This window comes from Vibrio sp. J502 (genome assembly GCF_025397955.1).
In the GTDB taxonomy this organism is placed as follows: Bacteria; Pseudomonadota; Gammaproteobacteria; order Enterobacterales; family Vibrionaceae; genus Vibrio; species Vibrio anguillarum.
Genome location: NZ_CP104554.1, coordinates 2,553,681 through 2,574,703, shown reverse-complemented (window position 1 = coordinate 2,574,703; position 21,023 = coordinate 2,553,681). Strand labels below are relative to the sequence as shown.

The 21,023-nt window shown below is 47.4% G+C and carries 9 protein-coding genes, 6 tRNA genes and 6 rRNA genes; 18 read left to right on the top strand and 3 right to left on the bottom strand.

Going from position 1 to position 21,023, the window contains the following annotated elements:
• Positions 1 to 2: 2 nt before the first annotated feature.
• Positions 3 to 1,313, bottom strand: coding sequence for an ATP-dependent RNA helicase RhlB (gene rhlB, locus N5E84_RS11890; protein ID WP_029388361.1), 1,311 nt, complete (start codon positions 1,311 to 1,313; stop codon positions 3 to 5).
• 111 nt (positions 1,314 to 1,424) lie between these two features.
• On the opposite strand from rhlB, the gene trxA reads away from it, so the two are divergent.
• The 18 genes from trxA (at position 1,425) to N5E84_RS11800 (ending at position 18,823) form a co-directional block, all read left to right on the top strand.
• Entirely contained in the window at positions 1,425 to 1,751 is a 327-nt protein-coding gene (trxA, locus tag N5E84_RS11885) for a thioredoxin TrxA (RefSeq protein WP_010319293.1), read from the top strand.
• Positions 1,752 to 1,950: 199 nt separating this feature from the next.
• Positions 1,951 to 3,210 (top strand): transcription termination factor Rho, encoded by a 1,260-nt coding sequence (rho, locus tag N5E84_RS11880; protein ID WP_010319292.1) that lies wholly within the window; start codon positions 1,951 to 1,953, stop codon positions 3,208 to 3,210.
• A gap of 108 nt (positions 3,211 to 3,318) precedes the next feature.
• A complete protein-coding gene (locus N5E84_RS11875) occupies positions 3,319 to 4,314 on the top strand; it encodes a hypothetical protein (RefSeq protein ID WP_019282831.1) in 996 nt (331 codons plus the stop codon).
• Positions 4,315 to 4,391: 77 nt separating this feature from the next.
• Complete coding sequence (gene ubiD / locus N5E84_RS11870) at positions 4,392 to 6,248, top strand: 4-hydroxy-3-polyprenylbenzoate decarboxylase (protein WP_029388360.1); 1,857 nt, start codon at positions 4,392 to 4,394, stop codon at positions 6,246 to 6,248.
• The gene (locus N5E84_RS11865) at positions 6,245 to 6,514 is read left to right on the top strand and encodes a 2Fe-2S iron-sulfur cluster-binding protein (protein WP_013855397.1); all 270 of its coding nucleotides are present in this window, start codon (positions 6,245 to 6,247) and stop codon (positions 6,512 to 6,514) included. The genes ubiD and N5E84_RS11865 overlap by 4 nt, the downstream gene beginning before the upstream one ends.
• A gap of 14 nt (positions 6,515 to 6,528) precedes the next feature.
• Positions 6,529 to 7,236 carry an NAD(P)H-flavin reductase gene (fre, locus tag N5E84_RS11860; protein WP_017044373.1) on the top strand — a complete coding sequence of 236 codons (708 nt, stop codon included), beginning with the start codon at positions 6,529 to 6,531 and terminating at the stop codon, positions 7,234 to 7,236.
• Between the two features lie 542 nt (positions 7,237 to 7,778).
• Positions 7,779 to 9,323, top strand: a 16S ribosomal RNA gene (locus N5E84_RS11855).
• A 65-nt stretch (positions 9,324 to 9,388) separates the two neighbouring features.
• Positions 9,389 to 9,465: transfer RNA gene (locus N5E84_RS11850), tRNA-Ile, on the top strand.
• 44 nt (positions 9,466 to 9,509) lie between these two features.
• Positions 9,510 to 9,585 (top strand) — tRNA-Ala (locus tag N5E84_RS11845).
• A gap of 298 nt (positions 9,586 to 9,883) precedes the next feature.
• A 23S ribosomal RNA gene (locus N5E84_RS11840) occupies positions 9,884 to 12,774 on the top strand.
• An 87-nt stretch (positions 12,775 to 12,861) separates the two neighbouring features.
• Positions 12,862 to 12,977 (top strand): 5S ribosomal RNA (rrf, locus tag N5E84_RS11835).
• Positions 12,978 to 13,344: 367 nt separating this feature from the next.
• Positions 13,345 to 14,889: ribosomal RNA gene (locus N5E84_RS11830) — 16S ribosomal RNA — on the top strand.
• Between the two features lie 99 nt (positions 14,890 to 14,988).
• Positions 14,989 to 15,064 (top strand) — tRNA-Glu (locus N5E84_RS11825).
• A 19-nt stretch (positions 15,065 to 15,083) separates the two neighbouring features.
• Positions 15,084 to 15,159: transfer RNA gene (locus tag N5E84_RS11820), tRNA-Lys, on the top strand.
• 30 nt (positions 15,160 to 15,189) lie between these two features.
• Positions 15,190 to 15,265, top strand: a tRNA-Val gene (locus N5E84_RS11815).
• A gap of 358 nt (positions 15,266 to 15,623) precedes the next feature.
• A 23S ribosomal RNA gene (locus N5E84_RS11810) occupies positions 15,624 to 18,514 on the top strand.
• An 87-nt stretch (positions 18,515 to 18,601) separates the two neighbouring features.
• Positions 18,602 to 18,717, top strand: a 5S ribosomal RNA gene (gene rrf, locus N5E84_RS11805).
• Together the 16S, 23S and 5S rRNA genes with 6 tRNA genes alongside form the textbook arrangement of a ribosomal RNA operon.
• A gap of 29 nt (positions 18,718 to 18,746) precedes the next feature.
• Positions 18,747 to 18,823 (top strand) — tRNA-Asp (locus tag N5E84_RS11800).
• Positions 18,824 to 19,097: 274 nt separating this feature from the next.
• On the opposite strand, the gene pssA is transcribed toward N5E84_RS11800, so the two are convergent.
• Together pssA and N5E84_RS11790 are read right to left on the bottom strand one after the other, a co-directional pair.
• Positions 19,098 to 20,438: a CDP-diacylglycerol--serine O-phosphatidyltransferase gene (pssA, locus tag N5E84_RS11795; protein WP_013857962.1), complete on the bottom strand. Its 1,341-nt coding sequence runs from the start codon at positions 20,436 to 20,438 to the stop codon at positions 19,098 to 19,100.
• A gap of 98 nt (positions 20,439 to 20,536) precedes the next feature.
• Positions 20,537 to 21,019 (bottom strand): GNAT family N-acetyltransferase, encoded by a 483-nt coding sequence (locus N5E84_RS11790; RefSeq protein WP_013857960.1) that lies wholly within the window; start codon positions 21,017 to 21,019, stop codon positions 20,537 to 20,539.
• Positions 21,020 to 21,023 lie beyond the last annotated feature (4 nt).

Below are 21,023 nucleotides of genomic sequence, written 5' to 3'. Positions count from 1 at the left end.
GATTACGAACCCTTATTACTTTGATGCGGTTGACGTGGGCGACGACTTTGTGGCTTACGGTTGCCAGTACGAGGGCCATTGTTATTAGTACGGCGCTGCTGAGGATTACGAGAACGCAGACGAATTGGCGGCGGTAAGTCTTCAATCAACGCCGATGCATCGTAATCAGAAACAGGAACCGCGTGCCCGGTGTACTCTTCAATCGCGGTTAGGTTAATGGCGTACTCTTCACAGGCAAAACTAATCGAGTGACCACTCTCTCCTGCGCGACCTGTACGACCAATGCGGTGCACGTAGTCTTCACAGTCATCAGGTAAGTCGTAGTTGAATACGTGTGTGACTTGAGGAATGTGTAAGCCTCGCGCTGCCACGTCGGTTGCAACAAGAATGTCGACATCACCGGTAGTGAATTGCTCAAGGATCTTTTCACGTTTCTTCTGCGGTACATCACCTGTTAGTAGGCCGACACGGTGCCCATCTGCAGCTAAATGACCCCAAATAGAGTCGCAGCGGTGTTTTGTGTTGGCAAAAATGATGGTGCGATCTGGCCAGTCTTGTTCTATCAGTGTCTGTAATAGCGCCATCTTATGTTCGTTAGACGGGTAGAACAGCTCTTCTTGGATGCGATGGCCAGTTTTTTGTTCTGGTTCAACAACCACGTGCTCAGGGTTATGCATGTGCTCGAACGCCAACTCTTGAACGCGATAAGAAAGCGTGGCTGAAAACAGCATGTTCAGGCGCTCTTTAGGTTCAGGCATACGGCGAAACAGAAAACGAATGTCCTTGATAAAACCAAGGTCAAACATGCGATCGGCTTCATCCAGCACTACAGCTTGAATATTATTCAAGTTAAACACGTGTTGTTTGTAGAAATCGATGATACGTCCTGTTGTACCGATCAATATGTCGACACCATCTTGCAGCTTAGACAATTGCTTATCGTAGCTTTCACCACCGTAAGCCAGCGCGGCTTTGATGCCAGTACTGGCAATCAGAGGTTCGGCGTCGTTATAAATTTGAATCGCTAACTCACGAGTCGGAGCCATAATAATGGCACGCGGCTGCGTCGGTTTTCGCCCTTCATGTTCAGGGGTTGTTAGTAAGTGGTTAAAAGTAGCAGCGAGAAACGCAAGCGTTTTACCAGTCCCTGTTTGGGCCTGGCCTGCAATGTCTTGGCCGGTGAGCAGTACCGGCAACGCCAAGGCTTGGATCGGGGTACAGTAATCGAACCCTTTTTTTTCCAATCCTTCAACAACTTGAGGATGTAATCCCAAATCGGCGAACTTTTGCTCTGTGATATGTGTCTTTTTCATCGCCATAGAATATCAGCTTAAGCTTGCAATACGAAAGTAAATACATTCCAATAGAGCATCTATTTACTGGTTAGCTTATAATCAGTGCAGAAAAACATATTGGAGTGGAAGATGAGCGATAAGATTTTGCAGCTTACAGATGATGGTTTTGAGAACGATGTAATCAAAGCTGCAGGCCCTGTTCTTGTTGATTTTTGGGCAGAATGGTGTGGTCCTTGTAAGATGATTGCACCAATTTTGGATGAAATCGCTAGCGAGTACGAAGGCAAACTGACTATCGGTAAATTAAATATCGACCACAACGCAGGTACTCCACCTAAGTTTGGTATTCGTGGCATCCCAACCTTGCTGCTGTTCAAAAATGGCAACGTCGCTGCAACGAAAGTTGGTGCGTTATCAAAAACTCAATTGAAAGAGTTTTTGGACGCAAACCTATAACGGGTATCGCAAAGCCGTACATTTTCTGATGCACGGCTTTGTTTTTTTGAAAAGAAACAAACTCTAGACTAGGCTATTATTTAGTGCTAGTTTATCGCACGTTAATTAGACAAGTGTTCACTTCTTGGTCGATCCTGAGACCAAAATCCATCTTAACTAGAAAATAGATCCTATTTTGACTAAACAAGTATCCACCACAATGAATCTAACAGAATTGAAGAACAGACCTGTGTCTGATCTTGTGAAACTTGGTGAGAGCCTAGGCCTCGAAAACCTAGCGCGTCTAAGAAAACAAGACATCATCTTCTCCATCCTAAAAGCGCACGCAAAAAGTGGTGAAGATATATTTGGTGATGGGGTCTTGGAAATTCTTCAAGACGGTTTTGGTTTCTTACGTAGCGCCGACTGTTCATATTTAGCTGGCCCTGATGATATCTACGTATCACCAAGCCAAATTCGCCGTTTCAACTTACGTACCGGTGACTCAGTATCCGGCAAAATTCGCCCACCAAAAGAAGGCGAACGTTATTTCGCATTGTTAAAAGTTAACACCGTTAACCACGATAAACCGGATAATGCACGTAACAAGATTTTATTTGAGAACTTAACTCCACTGCATGCCAATGAACGTATGATCATGGAGCGTGGTAATGGCTCGACAGAAGACATTACGGCACGAGTTCTAGACCTTGCCTCTCCGATTGGTAAAGGCCAGCGTGGTTTGATTGTAGCTCCGCCAAAAGCGGGCAAAACCATGTTGCTACAAAATATCGCGCAAAGTATTGCTAACAACCATCCTGATTGTGTGTTGATGGTGCTACTGATTGACGAACGTCCTGAAGAAGTAACGGAAATGCAACGCCTTGTGAAAGGCGAAGTGGTTGCTTCTACGTTCGATGAGCCAGCTTCACGTCACGTACAAGTGGCAGAAATGGTGATCGAAAAAGCAAAACGTTTGGTTGAGCATAAGAAAGATGTCGTTATCCTGCTTGATTCCATCACTCGTTTAGCTCGCGCCTACAACACAGTGATCCCGTCATCTGGCAAAGTGTTGACTGGTGGTGTGGATGCCAACGCATTGCAACGCCCTAAGCGCTTTTTCGGTGCGGCTCGTAATGTAGAAGAAGGCGGTAGTTTAACGATTATTGCGACGGCACTGGTTGATACTGGCTCTAAAATGGATGAAGTTATCTACGAAGAGTTTAAAGGTACAGGTAACATGGAATTGCACCTTAACCGTAAAATTGCGGAAAAACGTGTTTTCCCTGCTATCGACTTCAACCGCAGCGGTACTCGTCGTGAAGAGTTGCTTACTAAGCCTGATGAGTTACAAAAAATGTGGATTCTGCGTAAGATCGTTCACCCAATGAGTGAAAGTGACGCAATGGAATTCCTAATTGATAAGCTCGCGATGACGAAAACTAATGATGAGTTTTTTGATGCGATGCGCCGTCAATAATAGACGCTAAGTTTAGTATGACCAACGCCACCGTTTATCGGTGGCGTTTTTGTTTGCATTTGACCCATTAACCTTCCACAATAGGCCAAATGTTACAAGGAGGTTAAAATGCAACAAGGAATGTTGTCGTCGCTTCTCCTCTCGCTATTTTTATTTTGTGCGTGGCCAAGTGCTGCCTCTATAGAAATAACGTCTGATACAGCTCAGAAATGGCTTCAGGAAGAACAAATTCGCCATAAAAGTGCAGAGCTATTGCAGTACGCGGTACATGATGAATTTGATTCTTTGCGTTTTTCATTACAACGTTTAGCACTATTACCGCAAGAAGCCGCACGTTTTCTGTTGCTGCAAAAAATCGAGCAGTTGGATCTCGCGCTAACGCCGAATATGGTGATCTTCATTGAAGAGCAGCAAGCGCTTGCACCCACTTATCAAGTTGTCGAAAAAGAACAAGGCTATGAATTCTCAACCCCAGCTTTTGACTCTTCTGCGATAGCCAGCCGTTTATTAAAGCGTTGGCGGCAAGAACAAACCATTCTCGATTTCTTGGTGAAGGCGGAGCGCCAAGAGCTAGTACTGAAAACATGGTTGTCAGGGACTCAATATCAAGTAAAAATTCGCGAAACGTTACTGATCCGCGAGTTAGATACACTATCCCCAAGTGCGTTAGCTGCGCTCACTGAGCAACTGACATCAGAGCCAGTAACCGGATGGTTGCCTTCCACACAAGTGATGGTTCGATTAGCTCAAGTTAGTGCAGATCCTAAAATCTATAAACTCCTGTGGCTGATGCGGGTCGATTTCTCCATTCAGCAGGAACTCACACGATTAGCCAGTGTAAGCGATGAATTTGCGATAAAACAGATCATGGCCGCCAGTGAAAATCCAAGTTTAAAAGTACAAGCGATTAAGGCATTAGTTCGCATTAGCCCCATGCGTCCTGATATCCGCGACTTTCTGATAGCCAAAATGTCAATCAATGAAGAGGTCAATTTAGTGGCTACTGCTTTGGTCGAGCAAGGACACAGCCGCTGGCTAAAGGATTTACTGGTGAGTAATTCTCAGGTGAAAAGTCGTGGTATTTTGCAAGCCCTCTCTCAATAACCCTATGAAATTTGGGGATCGTTAATGGGTTGTTTTTGTTATACTGCCTGCAGTTTAATCAGCGATGTAGTAGGCCTATGAGCTTTAAGGATTTACGTGAATTTGTTGACCATCTGGAAAAAACAGGCCAACTAAAACGCATTACTTGCCCGATTGACCCTCATTATGAAATGACGGAAATTAGCGACCGCACTTTGCGTGCCGCAGGTCCTGCCTTGCTATTTGAAAACCCGATCGGTTATACGGTTCCCGTGCTCACTAACTTGTTTGGCACCGCAAAACGCGTCGCGATCGGCATGGGGCGTAAAGAGGTCCAAGAGTTAAGGGAAGTCGGCAAATTACTGGCTTATCTCAAAGAGCCCGAGCCACCACAGGGCTTCAAAGATGCTATCGATAAATTGCCTTTATTTAAGCAAGTGCTCAACATGCCAACCAAACGACTACGCAAGGCTCCTTGCCAGGAGATTGTTTGGCAGGGCAACGATGTTGACTTAGACAAAATCCCAGTGATGAGTTGTTGGGCCGATGATGTTGCTCCTCTTCTGACTTGGGGGCTGACCATCACTAAAGGGCCAAACAAGAAGCGACAAAATCTCGGGATTTATCGCCAACAGAAACTCAGTAAAAACAAAGTCATTATGCGTTGGTTGGCGCATCGTGGTGGTGCTCTAGATTTAAGAGATTGGATGGACACTCACCCCGGAGAGAATTTCCCCATTTCAGTGGCTTTTGGTGCTGATCCTGCAACCATTTTAGGTGCGGTGACACCAGTGCCAGATACGCTTTCTGAATATGCTTTTGCGGGATTGCTACGAGGCAGTAAAACAGAAGTGGTTAAATCGCTCAGTAATGATCTAGATGTGCCTGCTAGTGCGGAAATTGTGCTGGAAGGCTACATAGATCCAAACGAATATGCTGACGAAGGGCCTTATGGTGATCACACGGGTTACTATAATGAAGTTGAAAAGCATCGTGTCTTTACGGTTACGCATATCACAATGCGCAGCAATCCTATCTACCATAGCACTTATACCGGACGCCCACCTGATGAACCAGCTGTGCTTGGTGTTGCGTTAAATGAAGTGTTTGTACCTATACTCCAAAAACAGTTCCCTGAAATCGTCGATTTCTATTTACCGCCGGAAGGTTGTTCTTATCGAATGGCGGTGGTGACGATGAAAAAGCAATACCCTGGTCATGCAAAGCGAGTCATGATGGGAGTTTGGTCGTTCCTTCGCCAGTTTATGTACACTAAATATGTGGTGGTGTGCGATGAATCAGTCGATGCTCGTGATTGGAATTCAGTTATCAATGCAATGACAACACATATGGACCCAGTCCGAGACACTTTATTCATCGAACATACACCGATTGATTCACTTGATTTTGCCTCCCCAGTGGTGGGGCTAGGCTCCAAAATGGGCTTAGATGCTACCATTAAATGGGATGTTGAGAGTGACGGTACAAGACAACAGTCATCACCATCAACGGCTCCTCAGATCAAAGCTGAGCATGTGGATCAGCTTAGAGCACAGCATTCTGAGATTGTTGATATCTATTTAGTGCCATTTTCTAATGATGGTTTCTTGATGGTATCCATGAACAAAGCGTTCGCTGGTCAATCTCAAGAGCTGTTAAAAAAGATATGGGCATTTTTAGAGACATTTTCAAACCTGAAGTTTGTTGTGCTCTGTGATGATGATGTGAATATCCGAGATTGGAATGATGTGATTTGGGCGATAACCACGCGCATGGATCCGTCTCGAGATACTGATCGTATAGAAGCTAATGAAGGGCAATGTTCCAAGCTCCTACTGGATGCAACCAACAAACTCTCTGGTGAAGTTCAGCGAGAGTGGGGGACGCCAATCCAAAAAGATCACGAGGTCGTCACCAAAATAGACTCGCTCTGGGATGAGCTAGGTATTTTATGACTTATACGGTGATCTTGCTTCCGAAAGGCGATACTTTTGAAGTGCAAGACGGTACAACGGTGTTGGAAGCTGCGCTCAACAAGAACATCTCTTTTCCACACCGTTGTCAAATAGGTGCATGCGCTATGTGTATGTGCAGAAAATTAGAAGGTGTAGTGGAATATAACTTAGAACCGATGTTGACTGACGAAGAGCAGCGACAAGGTTGGATATTCCCTTGCCAAGCCTTTGCAACAAGTAACTTAGTACTTACTTTTGCAGAGTAAGTCAGAGGAAAAACATGACCACCCAATGTAAAGTAAAGTCAATTGAGCCATTAGCCTCTAATACTTATAAAATCATCCTCCAACCTGAAAGCGTTCTTGCATTTAAAGCTGGGCAATATCTCATGGTAGAAATGGGTGAGAAAGATAAACGTCCATTTTCTATCGCAAGCAGCCCTTGCCGTACTGGTGAACTAGAGTTGCACATTGGTGCCGCCGAGCACAATGCTTATGCACAGGAAGTGGTTGAGAAAATGAGAACGGCATTAAGCAACAAGGGTTTAGTCAATATAGATGCACCTCATGGTGATGCGTGGGTAAAAGAAAATGAGCGCCCTCTACTACTCATTGCTGGAGGAACAGGTTTTAGCTATGTACGCTCGATTTTAGATCACTGTATTAGCCAAAAGAAAAGTAACGCTATCTATTTGTACTGGGGAGCAAAAGACGTTTACCAACTCTATGCAAAAACAGAACTGAGTGAGATTGCTCAGCAATTTGAGAACATCCACTTTGTACCTGTTGTTGAAACGGCTGATGAAGGTTGGAATGGCAAGGTTGGCAATGTACTCCAAGCGATCAATGATGATTTCGAGTCGTTAGAAGCGTATGACATTTATATTGCAGGTCGTTTTGATATGGCTGGAGCAGCAAGAGAACAGTTTACCCAATACAAAAATGCAAAAAGCGATCACATGTTTGCTGATGCCTACGCTTTTATTTAAGATCGAGAGAGATTAAAGCCTATCACAAGAGAGCGAAATGCTCTCTTTTGACGCTTTGTGGCTGCTATTTAAACAAAATAGATGTTTTTCTTATTTTTTATTAAAAACTGCTTGCACTCATCTTCGTTCTCCTTATAATGCCGCCTCACTGACACGGCACAGCCAGTAAGGGTTCAAGCCCAATTAGCCAGCCAATCAGTAGGTCAAATCGGTAAGGCGAAATAATTTAATAAAGTGTTTGACACTTTTCATTATCTCGCTAGAATGGCCGCCTCTTCAAAGGAAGCCTCGGCAAGCCGGAGAGGAACGCTCTTTAACAATATAAACCTATTAATCTGTGTGGGCACTCGTTGATGATAATCAAAAAAGATTTATCAATGAACTGAGTGACCAATCAGAATCAAGTTTACTTGATTTTGGCACAGTCAATTCATTGTTGTTCTGTTGGAACAACAATAGCTTTAAAATTACTTTTTTACTTTCGAGTAAGAGCAGTTTTGAAGTCAGTATTCATTGAGCCGGTCTTAGGACCAACAAAACTTTAATTGAAGAGTTTGATCATGGCTCAGATTGAACGCTGGCGGCAGGCCTAACACATGCAAGTCGAGCGGCAGCACAGAGGAACTTGTTCCTTAGGTGGCGAGCGGCGGACGGGTGAGTAATGCCTAGGAAATTGCCCTGATGTGGGGGATAACCATTGGAAACGATGGCTAATACCGCATGATGCCTACGGGCCAAAGAGGGGGACCTTCGGGCCTCTCGCGTCAGGATATGCCTAGGTGGGATTAGCTAGTTGGTGAGGTAATGGCTCACCAAGGCGACGATCCCTAGCTGGTCTGAGAGGATGATCAGCCACACTGGAACTGAGACACGGTCCAGACTCCTACGGGAGGCAGCAGTGGGGAATATTGCACAATGGGCGCAAGCCTGATGCAGCCATGCCGCGTGTATGAAGAAGGCCTTCGGGTTGTAAAGTACTTTCAGTCGTGAGGAAGGTGGTGTTGTTAATAGCAGCATCATTTGACGTTAGCGACAGAAGAAGCACCGGCTAACTCCGTGCCAGCAGCCGCGGTAATACGGAGGGTGCGAGCGTTAATCGGAATTACTGGGCGTAAAGCGCATGCAGGTGGTGGATTAAGTCAGATGTGAAAGCCCGGGGCTCAACCTCGGAACCGCATTTGAAACTGGTTCACTAGAGTACTGTAGAGGGGGGTAGAATTTCAGGTGTAGCGGTGAAATGCGTAGAGATCTGAAGGAATACCGGTGGCGAAGGCGGCCCCCTGGACAGATACTGACACTCAGATGCGAAAGCGTGGGGAGCAAACAGGATTAGATACCCTGGTAGTCCACGCCGTAAACGATGTCTACTTGGAGGTTGTGGCCTTGAGCCGTGGCTTTCGGAGCTAACGCGTTAAGTAGACCGCCTGGGGAGTACGGTCGCAAGATTAAAACTCAAATGAATTGACGGGGGCCCGCACAAGCGGTGGAGCATGTGGTTTAATTCGATGCAACGCGAAGAACCTTACCTACTCTTGACATCCAGAGAAGCCAGCGGAGACGCAGGTGTGCCTTCGGGAACTCTGAGACAGGTGCTGCATGGCTGTCGTCAGCTCGTGTTGTGAAATGTTGGGTTAAGTCCCGCAACGAGCGCAACCCTTATCCTTGTTTGCCAGCGAGTAATGTCGGGAACTCCAGGGAGACTGCCGGTGATAAACCGGAGGAAGGTGGGGACGACGTCAAGTCATCATGGCCCTTACGAGTAGGGCTACACACGTGCTACAATGGCGCATACAGAGGGCAGCAAGCTAGCGATAGTGAGCGAATCCCAAAAAGTGCGTCGTAGTCCGGATTGGAGTCTGCAACTCGACTCCATGAAGTCGGAATCGCTAGTAATCGTAGATCAGAATGCTACGGTGAATACGTTCCCGGGCCTTGTACACACCGCCCGTCACACCATGGGAGTGGGCTGCAAAAGAAGTGGGTAGTTTAACCTTTCGGGGAGGACGCTCACCACTTTGTGGTTCATGACTGGGGTGAAGTCGTAACAAGGTAGCGCTAGGGGAACCTGGCGCTGGATCACCTCCTTATACGAAGATTACACTGATGAGTGTCCACACAGATTGATGGTTTATACAGTTTAAGAGACGATGCTGGGTCTGTAGCTCAGGTGGTTAGAGCGTTCGCCTGATAAGCGAGAGGTCGGTGGTTCAAGTCCACTCAGACCCACCAATTCTTCCTCCCAGAAGATTGGCACACAGTATCACACACCTGATGGGGTTATAGCTCAGCTGGGAGAGCGCCTGCCTTGCACGCAGGAGGTCTGCGGTTCGATCCCGCATAGCTCCACCATCTTTAAGTGCACTAGCAATAGTGTTTTTAAAAATGGTTTTCATTAGAAAATCGTGCTCTTTAACAATTTGGAAAGCTGACTGATAACAACGAACGTGTTTGTTGTTATCAAATAAAAGTTCTCAACATCAATGCGTTTAACGTATTGATACCAAACACATTCAAGTGTTCTTGGGAAAGCTTACTTCGGTAAGTTTTCAAAATTGAGTCCGGCAAAATCAAACGTCTCTCGCTCATTCAAATAATGAGAGACAACCTTGGTGACTTGTCTACAACACGAAACTTCTTCGGGTTGTATGGTTAAGTGACTAAGCGTACACGGTGGATGCCTTGGCAGTCAGAGGCGATGAAGGACGTAGTAACTTGCGATAAGCGTAGATTAGGCAGTAACAGCCACTTGAGTCTACGATTTCCGAATGGGGAAACCCACGTGCATAAGTACGTATCCTTACCTGAATACATAGGGTAAGGAGGCAAACCGGGGGAACTGAAACATCTAAGTACCCCGAGGAGAAGAAATCAACAGAGATTCCGAAAGTAGCGGCGAGCGAAATTGGACTAGCCCTTAAGCTTTTAATGATGCAGGTGAAGCCTCTGGAAAGTGGCGCAATAAAGGGTGATAGCCCCGTAACTGTTCCATCATTATAAGTGAAATCGAGTAAGGCGGGACACGTGTTATCCTGTCTGAACATGGGGGGACCATCCTCCAAGGCTAAATACTACTGACTGACCGATAGTGAACCAGTACCGTGAGGGAAAGGCGAAAAGAACCCCTGTGAGGGGAGTGAAATAGAACCTGAAACCGTGTACGTACAAGCAGTAGGAGCACCTTCGTGGTGTGACTGCGTACCTTTTGTATAATGGGTCAGCGACTTATATTCAGTGGCAAGGTTAACCGAATAGGGGAGCCGTAGGGAAACCGAGTCTTAACTGGGCGCTTCAGTCTCTGGATATAGACCCGAAACCGGGTGATCTAGCCATGGGCAGGTTGAAGGTTGAGTAACATCAACTGGAGGACCGAACCGACTAATGTTGAAAAATTAGCGGATGACTTGTGGCTAGGGGTGAAAGGCCAATCAAACTCGGAGATAGCTGGTTCTCCCCGAAAGCTATTTAGGTAGCGCCTCGGACGAATACTACTGGGGGTAGAGCACTGTTAAGGCTAGGGGGTCATCCCGACTTACCAACCCTTTGCAAACTCCGAATACCAGTAAGTACTATCCGGGAGACACACGGCGGGTGCTAACGTCCGTCGTGGAGAGGGAAACAACCCAGACCGCCAGCTAAGGTCCCAAATTACTACTAAGTGGGAAACGATGTGGGAAGGCTCAGACAGCCAGGATGTTGGCTTAGAAGCAGCCATCATTTAAAGAAAGCGTAATAGCTCACTGGTCGAGTCGGCCTGCGCGGAAGATGTAACGGGGCTAAGTAGTAAACCGAAGCTGCGGCAATACAGTTTACTGTATTGGGTAGGGGAGCGTTCTGTAAGCCGTTGAAGGTGTGTTGTAAAGCATGCTGGAGGTATCAGAAGTGCGAATGCTGACATGAGTAACGATAAGGGGGGTGAAAAACCTCCCCGCCGGAAGACCAAGGGTTCCTGTCCAACGTTAATCGGGGCAGGGTAAGTCGACCCCTAAGGCGAGGCTGAAAAGCGTAGTCGATGGGAAACGGGTTAATATTCCCGTACTGCTTATAATTGCGATGGGGGGACGGAGAAGGCTAGGTGGGCCAGGCGACGGTTGTCCTGGTTCAAGTGCGTAGGCTAAGAGACTAGGTAAATCCGGTTTCTTGTTAGGCTGAGACACGACGTCGAGCTGCTACGGCAGTGAAGTCATTGATGCCCTGCTTCCAGGAAAAGCCTCTAAGCTTCAGATTATAAGCAATCGTACCCCAAACCGACACAGGTGGTCGGGTAGAGAATACCAAGGCGCTTGAGAGAACTCGGGTGAAGGAACTAGGCAAAATGGTACCGTAACTTCGGGAGAAGGTACGCTCTTATTGGTGAAGTCCCTCGCGGATGGAGCTGACGAGAGTCGCAGATACCAGGTGGCTGCAACTGTTTATTAAAAACACAGCACTGTGCAAAATCGCAAGATGACGTATACGGTGTGACGCCTGCCCGGTGCCGGAAGGTTAATTGATGGGGTTAGACTTAGGTCGAAGCTCTTGATCGAAGCCCCGGTAAACGGCGGCCGTAACTATAACGGTCCTAAGGTAGCGAAATTCCTTGTCGGGTAAGTTCCGACCTGCACGAATGGCGTAATGATGGCCACGCTGTCTCCACCCGAGACTCAGTGAAATTGAAATCGCTGTGAAGATGCAGTGTACCCGCGGCTAGACGGAAAGACCCCGTGAACCTTTACTACAGCTTGGCACTGAACATTGAACCTACATGTGTAGGATAGGTGGGAGACTTAGAAGCGCAGTCGCTAGATTGCGTGGAGTCGACCTTGAAATACCACCCTTGTCGTTTTGATGTTCTAACGTAGGCCCCTCATCGGGGTTGCGGACAGTGCCTGGTGGGTAGTTTGACTGGGGCGGTCTCCTCCCAAAGAGTAACGGAGGAGCACGAAGGTGGGCTAATCACGGTTGGACATCGTGAGGTTAGTGCAATGGCATAAGCCCGCTTAACTGCGAGAATGACGGTTCGAGCAGGTACGAAAGTAGGTCATAGTGATCCGGTGGTTCTGAATGGAAGGGCCATCGCTCAACGGATAAAAGGTACTCCGGGGATAACAGGCTGATACCGCCCAAGAGTTCATATCGACGGCGGTGTTTGGCACCTCGATGTCGGCTCATCACATCCTGGGGCTGAAGTCGGTCCCAAGGGTATGGCTGTTCGCCATTTAAAGTGGTACGCGAGCTGGGTTTAGAACGTCGTGAGACAGTTCGGTCCCTATCTGCCGTGGGCGTTGGAAGATTGAAGGGGGCTGCTCCTAGTACGAGAGGACCGGAGTGGACGAACCGCTGGTGTTCGGGTTGTCATGCCAATGGCATTGCCCGGTAGCTAAGTTCGGAATTGATAAGCGCTGAAAGCATCTAAGCGCGAAGCGAGCCCTGAGATGAGTCTTCCCTGGCACTTTAAGTGTCCTAAAGGGTTGTTCGAGACTAGAACGTTGATAGGTTGGGTGTGTAAGCGCTGCGAGGCGTTGAGCTAACCAATACTAATTGCCCGTGAGGCTTAACCATACAACACCGAAGGGGTTTTGTGGACTCAATGGAAGAACATTGAATGTGTGAATGAGAACGAAGCAGCTTTCCGAATTAAGAAATTTGCTTGGCGACCATAGCGTTGTGGACCCACCTGATTCCATGCCGAACTCAGAAGTGAAACACAACAGCGCCGATGGTAGTGTGGGGTCTCCCCATGTGAGAGTAGGACATCGCCAGGCTTAAATTCCGACTGGTCTCAGTGAGACGAGTCACCATAATATTCTCATGAAAATGTGAGAGTTTTATGTTGACTTTCGAAGCGGAAAGCGTATTATACGCGTCCTGCTTAAGTGTTAAGGCACTGAAAGCAAAGCTCTTTAACAATATAAATCTATCAATCTGTGTGGGCACTCGTTGATGATAATCAAAAAAGATTTATCAATGAACTGAGTGACCAATCAGAATCAAGTTTACTTGATTTTGGCACAGTCAATTCATTGTTGTTCTGTTGGAACAACAATAGCTTTAAAATTACTTTTTTATTTTCGAGTAAGAGCAGTTTTGAAGTCAGTATTCATTGAGCCGGTCTTAGGACCAACAAAACTTTAATTGAAGAGTTTGATCATGGCTCAGATTGAACGCTGGCGGCAGGCCTAACACATGCAAGTCGAGCGGCAGCACAGAGGAACTTGTTCCTTGGGTGGCGAGCGGCGGACGGGTGAGTAATGCCTAGGAAATTGCCCTGACGTGGGGGATAACCATTGGAAACGATGGCTAATACCGCATGATGCCTACGGGCCAAAGAGGGGGACCTTCGGGCCTCTCGCGTCAGGATATGCCTAGGTGGGATTAGCTAGTTGGTGAGGTAATGGCTCACCAAGGCGACGATCCCTAGCTGGTCTGAGAGGATGATCAGCCACACTGGAACTGAGACACGGTCCAGACTCCTACGGGAGGCAGCAGTGGGGAATATTGCACAATGGGCGCAAGCCTGATGCAGCCATGCCGCGTGTATGAAGAAGGCCTTCGGGTTGTAAAGTACTTTCAGTCGTGAGGAAGGTGGTGTTGTTAATAGCAGCATCATTTGACGTTAGCGACAGAAGAAGCACCGGCTAACTCCGTGCCAGCAGCCGCGGTAATACGGAGGGTGCGAGCGTTAATCGGAATTACTGGGCGTAAAGCGCATGCAGGTGGTGGATTAAGTCAGATGTGAAAGCCCGGGGCTCAACCTCGGAACCGCATTTGAAACTGGTTCACTAGAGTACTGTAGAGGGGGGTAGAATTTCAGGTGTAGCGGTGAAATGCGTAGAGATCTGAAGGAATACCGGTGGCGAAGGCGGCCCCCTGGACAGATACTGACACTCAGATGCGAAAGCGTGGGGAGCAAACAGGATTAGATACCCTGGTAGTCCACGCCGTAAACGATGTCTACTTGGAGGTTGTGGCCTTGAGCCGTGGCTTTCGGAGCTAACGCGTTAAGTAGACCGCCTGGGGAGTACGGTCGCAAGATTAAAACTCAAATGAATTGACGGGGGCCCGCACAAGCGGTGGAGCATGTGGTTTAATTCGATGCAACGCGAAGAACCTTACCTACTCTTGACATCCAGAGAAGCCAGCGGAGACGCAGGTGTGCCTTCGGGAACTCTGAGACAGGTGCTGCATGGCTGTCGTCAGCTCGTGTTGTGAAATGTTGGGTTAAGTCCCGCAACGAGCGCAACCCTTATCCTTGTTTGCCAGCGAGTAATGTCGGGAACTCCAGGGAGACTGCCGGTGATAAACCGGAGGAAGGTGGGGACGACGTCAAGTCATCATGGCCCTTACGAGTAGGGCTACACACGTGCTACAATGGCGCATACAGAGGGCAGCAAGCTAGCGATAGTGAGCGAATCCCAAAAAGTGCGTCGTAGTCCGGATTGGAGTCTGCAACTCGACTCCATGAAGTCGGAATCGCTAGTAATCGTAGATCAGAATGCTACGGTGAATACGTTCCCGGGCCTTGTACACACCGCCCGTCACACCATGGGAGTGGGCTGCAAAAGAAGTGGGTAGTTTAACCTTTCGGGGAGGACGCTCACCACTTTGTGGTTCATGACTGGGGTGAAGTCGTAACAAGGTAGCGCTAGGGGAACCTGGCGCTGGATCACCTCCTTATACGAAGATTACACTGATGAGTGTCCACACAGATTGATGGTTTATACAGTTTAAGAGACGAGGATGTTCCCAAACATTCTTACTTAGTGTCCCCTTAGTGTCCCGTTCGTCTAGAGGCCTAGGACACCGCCCTTTCACGGCGGTAACAGGGGTTCGACTCCCCTACGGGATACCACTTCCGTTGTGAAGTAAAGGGGTCGTTAGCTCAGTTGGTAGAGCAGTTGACTTTTAATCAATTGGTCGCAGGTTCGAATCCTGCACGACCCACCATTTCTTCCACAAGAAATGTGAAAAACATGTGGGCGATTAGCTCAGTTGGGAGAGCACCTGCCTTACAAGCAGGGGGTCACTGGTTCGAACCCGGTATCGCCCACCACTCTCTAAGGATTTTTGGATGCACATTGCCAAACCAGATTAAGTAATTGAACTGGTTGGTCTGTTTGACTCTGAAAGTCATTAGAAAGTGATTCATTCCGTTAGGAATACCACTCGCTCTTTAACAATTTAGAAAGCTGACTGATAACAACGAACGTGTTTGTTGTTATCAAATAAAAGTTCTCAACATCAATGCGTTTAACGTATTGATACCAAACACATTCAAGTGTTCTTGGGAAAGCTTACTTCGGTAAGTTTTCAAAATTGAGTCCGGCAAAATCAAACGTCTCTCGCTCATTCAAATAATGAGAGACAACCTTGGTGACTTGTCTACAACACGAAACTTCTTCGGGTTGTATGGTTAAGTGACTAAGCGTACACGGTGGATGCCTTGGCAGTCAGAGGCGATGAAGGACGTAGTAACTTGCGATAAGCGTAGATTAGGCAGTAACAGCCACTTGAGTCTACGATTTCCGAATGGGGAAACCCACGTGCATAAGTACGTATCCTTACCTGAATACATAGGGTAAGGAGGCAAACCGGGGGAACTGAAACATCTAAGTACCCCGAGGAGAAGAAATCAACAGAGATTCCGAAAGTAGCGGCGAGCGAAATTGGACTAGCCCTTAAGCTTTTAATGATGCAGGTGAAGCCTCTGGAAAGTGGCGCAATAAAGGGTGATAGCCCCGTAACTGTTCCATCATTATAAGTGAAATCGAGTAAGGCGGGACACGTGTTATCCTGTCTGAACATGGGGGGACCATCCTCCAAGGCTAAATACTACTGACTGACCGATAGTGAACCAGTACCGTGAGGGAAAGGCGAAAAGAACCCCTGTGAGGGGAGTGAAATAGAACCTGAAACCGTGTACGTACAAGCAGTAGGAGCACCTTCGTGGTGTGACTGCGTACCTTTTGTATAATGGGTCAGCGACTTATATTCAGTGGCAAGGTTAACCGAATAGGGGAGCCGTAGGGAAACCGAGTCTTAACTGGGCGCTTCAGTCTCTGGATATAGACCCGAAACCGGGTGATCTAGCCATGGGCAGGTTGAAGGTTGAGTAACATCAACTGGAGGACCGAACCGACTAATGTTGAAAAATTAGCGGATGACTTGTGGCTAGGGGTGAAAGGCCAATCAAACTCGGAGATAGCTGGTTCTCCCCGAAAGCTATTTAGGTAGCGCCTCGGACGAATACTACTGGGGGTAGAGCACTGTTAAGGCTAGGGGGTCATCCCGACTTACCAACCCTTTGCAAACTCCGAATACCAGTAAGTACTATCCGGGAGACACACGGCGGGTGCTAACGTCCGTCGTGGAGAGGGAAACAACCCAGACCGCCAGCTAAGGTCCCAAATTACTACTAAGTGGGAAACGATGTGGGAAGGCTCAGACAGCCAGGATGTTGGCTTAGAAGCAGCCATCATTTAAAGAAAGCGTAATAGCTCACTGGTCGAGTCGGCCTGCGCGGAAGATGTAACGGGGCTAAGTAGTAAACCGAAGCTGCGGCAATACAGTTTACTGTATTGGGTAGGGGAGCGTTCTGTAAGCCGTTGAAGGTGTGTTGTAAAGCATGCTGGAGGTATCAGAAGTGCGAATGCTGACATGAGTAACGATAAGGGGGGTGAAAAACCTCCCCGCCGGAAGACCAAGGGTTCCTGTCCAACGTTAATCGGGGCAGGGTAAGTCGACCCCTAAGGCGAGGCTGAAAAGCGTAGTCGATGGGAAACGGGTTAATATTCCCGTACTGCTTATAATTGCGATGGGGGGACGGAGAAGGCTAGGTGGGCCAGGCGACGGTTGTCCTGGTTCAAGTGCGTAGGCTAAGAGACTAGGTAAATCCGGTTTCTTGTTAGGCTGAGACACGACGTCGAGCTGCTACGGCAGTGAAGTCATTGATGCCCTGCTTCCAGGAAAAGCCTCTAAGCTTCAGATTATAAGCAATCGTACCCCAAACCGACACAGGTGGTCGGGTAGAGAATACCAAGGCGCTTGAGAGAACTCGGGTGAAGGAACTAGGCAAAATGGTACCGTAACTTCGGGAGAAGGTACGCTCTTATTGGTGAAGTCCCTCGCGGATGGAGCTGACGAGAGTCGCAGATACCAGGTGGCTGCAACTGTTTATTAAAAACACAGCACTGTGCAAAATCGCAAGATGACGTATACGGTGTGACGCCTGCCCGGTGCCGGAAGGTTAATTGATGGGGTTAGACTTAGGTCGAAGCTCTTGATCGAAGCCCCGGTAAACGGCGGCCGTAACTATAACGGTCCTAAGGTAGCGAAATTCCTTGTCGGGTAAGTTCCGACCTGCACGAATGGCGTAATGATGGCCACGCTGTCTCCACCCGAGACTCAGTGAAATTGAAATCGCTGTGAAGATGCAGTGTACCCGCGGCTAGACGGAAAGACCCCGTGAACCTTTACTACAGCTTGGCACTGAACATTGAACCTACATGTGTAGGATAGGTGGGAGACTTAGAAGCGCAGTCGCTAGATTGCGTGGAGTCGACCTTGAAATACCACCCTTGTCGTTTTGATGTTCTAACGTAGGCCCCTCATCGGGGTTGCGGACAGTGCCTGGTGGGTAGTTTGACTGGGGCGGTCTCCTCCCAAAGAGTAACGGAGGAGCACGAAGGTGGGCTAATCACGGTTGGACATCGTGAGGTTAGTGCAATGGCATAAGCCCGCTTAACTGCGAGAATGACGGTTCGAGCAGGTACGAAAGTAGGTCATAGTGATCCGGTGGTTCTGAATGGAAGGGCCATCGCTCAACGGATAAAAGGTACTCCGGGGATAACAGGCTGATACCGCCCAAGAGTTCATATCGACGGCGGTGTTTGGCACCTCGATGTCGGCTCATCACATCCTGGGGCTGAAGTCGGTCCCAAGGGTATGGCTGTTCGCCATTTAAAGTGGTACGCGAGCTGGGTTTAGAACGTCGTGAGACAGTTCGGTCCCTATCTGCCGTGGGCGTTGGAAGATTGAAGGGGGCTGCTCCTAGTACGAGAGGACCGGAGTGGACGAACCGCTGGTGTTCGGGTTGTCATGCCAATGGCATTGCCCGGTAGCTAAGTTCGGAATTGATAAGCGCTGAAAGCATCTAAGCGCGAAGCGAGCCCTGAGATGAGTCTTCCCTGGCACTTTAAGTGTCCTAAAGGGTTGTTCGAGACTAGAACGTTGATAGGTTGGGTGTGTAAGCGCTGCGAGGCGTTGAGCTAACCAATACTAATTGCCCGTGAGGCTTAACCATACAACACCGAAGGGGTTTTGTGGACTCAATGGAAGAACATTGAATGTGTGAATGAGAACGAAGCAGCTTTCCGAATTAAGAAATTTGCTTGGCGACCATAGCGTTGTGGACCCACCTGATTCCATGCCGAACTCAGAAGTGAAACACAACAGCGCCGATGGTAGTGTGGGGTCTCCCCATGTGAGAGTAGGACATCGCCAGGCTTTGAATATTGTCTAACCAGACACGCTGCGGAGCGGTAGTTCAGTTGGTTAGAATACCGGCCTGTCACGCCGGGGGTCGCGGGTTCGAGTCCCGTCCGCTCCGCCACTTATTAAGAAGCCCTGCTAGTAATAGCTGGGCTTTTTTCGTTTGAGTTTCAATGAGCTGCTTAAGTCGTTTTAAGCTATCTCTAATGTAACTAGATTCCCTGTGCTTATTCCTTGATCTCCTCTTGAGCGCTGAAATTCTTTTGGTTTATGTTCATCGAACAGAGTAGCTGCATGAAAGGCGCTACTATCTCAATCAATAGCCATATGAAAACAACGTGTAGGCATATAAAAAAGCCAACACGTTGTGTCGGCTAATCGTCTAGTGTTGTGCTTTACAGAATCTGTTTGAGCACTCTATCGGCCTTAACTCGCGTTACTTTGCGCAGTAGTTTTTGTACCGCATCAGGGTAGTTTTCTATCTTCTCTAGTTGTTTGTAGGTACAAACAAGTTGAGTATGTCGAAGGATGTTGTCGATCTCTTGCTCAAACTTAGGTGTTAAGTGGTGATAGTGATCTTGGATCAGAATGGCATTCTCGAGATCGAGCTTCCATGCTCTTGGATTTAAGTTATTACCAGTGATCAACATATAGCGCTTATCCACCCATACGCCTTTTAGATGGAAGCTATTCTCTTCATGTTTCCAGAGATGGATAGAAAGATTTCGACTGGCAATATGGGCTTCATTTACTTTGGCAAAACGGCGTAGATTAAGCTCATATAAATAAGGTAAGCCGCCGATTGTCTTGAAGGTTTGCTCTGGGGAAATATAGAAATCGTTTGCCGTTTTATCGCCAACGACAATGTGAACTTTTACACCCCGTTTCAATGCTTTCTTAACTTCTTTAGCGACACTTTTTGGAAAATTGAAATACGGAGTGCAGATAAAGACTTCATCTTTAGCATGAGCGATCAGTTGGTTAATATTGTGGTTGAGTTTATTTCGACGCTTTCCAATACCTACCAGTGGCGTCAAAGCTACTTGATCGGCTGTTGGGATCTGTGACTCAAACTCATAGTTTGCTGTTGCTAGAGAGGCTCTAAATTGCCGAATGTCAGTTTTGATATCTTTCGTCGTTGGCTTCGATGTGTTTGATAAGTCATTGACAGCAGGATGACTTATCATTTTTTGCTGAATAAATTGTACCATGCTATCGGCAAGAGATTGATTGTCGATGGTGTGATAGCGGTCGAATCGATAGCGCTCTTTGTGATGCAAATAAACGTTATTAAGGCTTGCTCCGCTATAGATCACCTGGTCGTCGACAATAAAACCTTTGAGATGTAAAACACCAAAAACTTCGCGACCTCGCACGGGGATGCCGTATACGGGAATGGCGTGTTCGTGGTTCTGAGAGAACTCTTGATACATTGAAGCATTGCCTTCCGAAGCGGCCGCACCAATTAATCCACGTTGCGCTCTATGCCAATCAACGCAAATCGCAATATCTAAGCCAGGGTTTCTTTGCTTGGCATTATATAGCTCCGTTAAAACTTCTCTGCCTGCTTCGTCATCTTCTAAATACAGCGCTACAAGATAGATTCGTTTACTTGCCTGACGGATCGACTGGATCAGATGATTTTTAAATTCTTTTGCCGAAAATAAAACTTCAAAATGATCCGGTGATTGTGCGATGGTCGGCAATCGCTCGAATGGGTTTCTATGAGCAATCATATTGGATGATTTACCTTACTTATTTGCAAAATTGCGAACTGGGGATATTACCAAATTCAACGGTTCAATTGCTAGAAAAGCCGCGCATTCTCGTCATACTAGCCTAGGTATCTCATAGGAATGAGATCTTTACCACTGGATACATAGCGCTCAAACCGTTGCATAAGAGCTATTGGTAGTTCTTCTGTCATTATGGAGTGAAAACCATGACGAGCATAAAAGGGCTCAAGATGAGCGTATGCGAAGCAATAATCCTGATTATTGAGAATATTCTCGCTGCAATAATTGAGCAACTGCGACCCAATCCCTTTTTTTTGGTTTTCTGGCAGCACAAGCATGCCAGTCAGTAATCGATATACATCAATATTTTTAAATCTGACAACAGCAGATATCTGCCCATCGAGCGTGCCTATAACGCACAATTCATCTTTCCTAGCTTTTGCTGAAGGGTAATGTTCTTTGTACATTCGCTTGATCAAAGGAAGTTTTATCGGGGGGAGTATGTCAAATTGTAGTTGCCACATTTCTTCCTGCTTCGAATAGTTATCTGTTGTAGAATGGCGTGAGTTTAATTTATCCATAGAA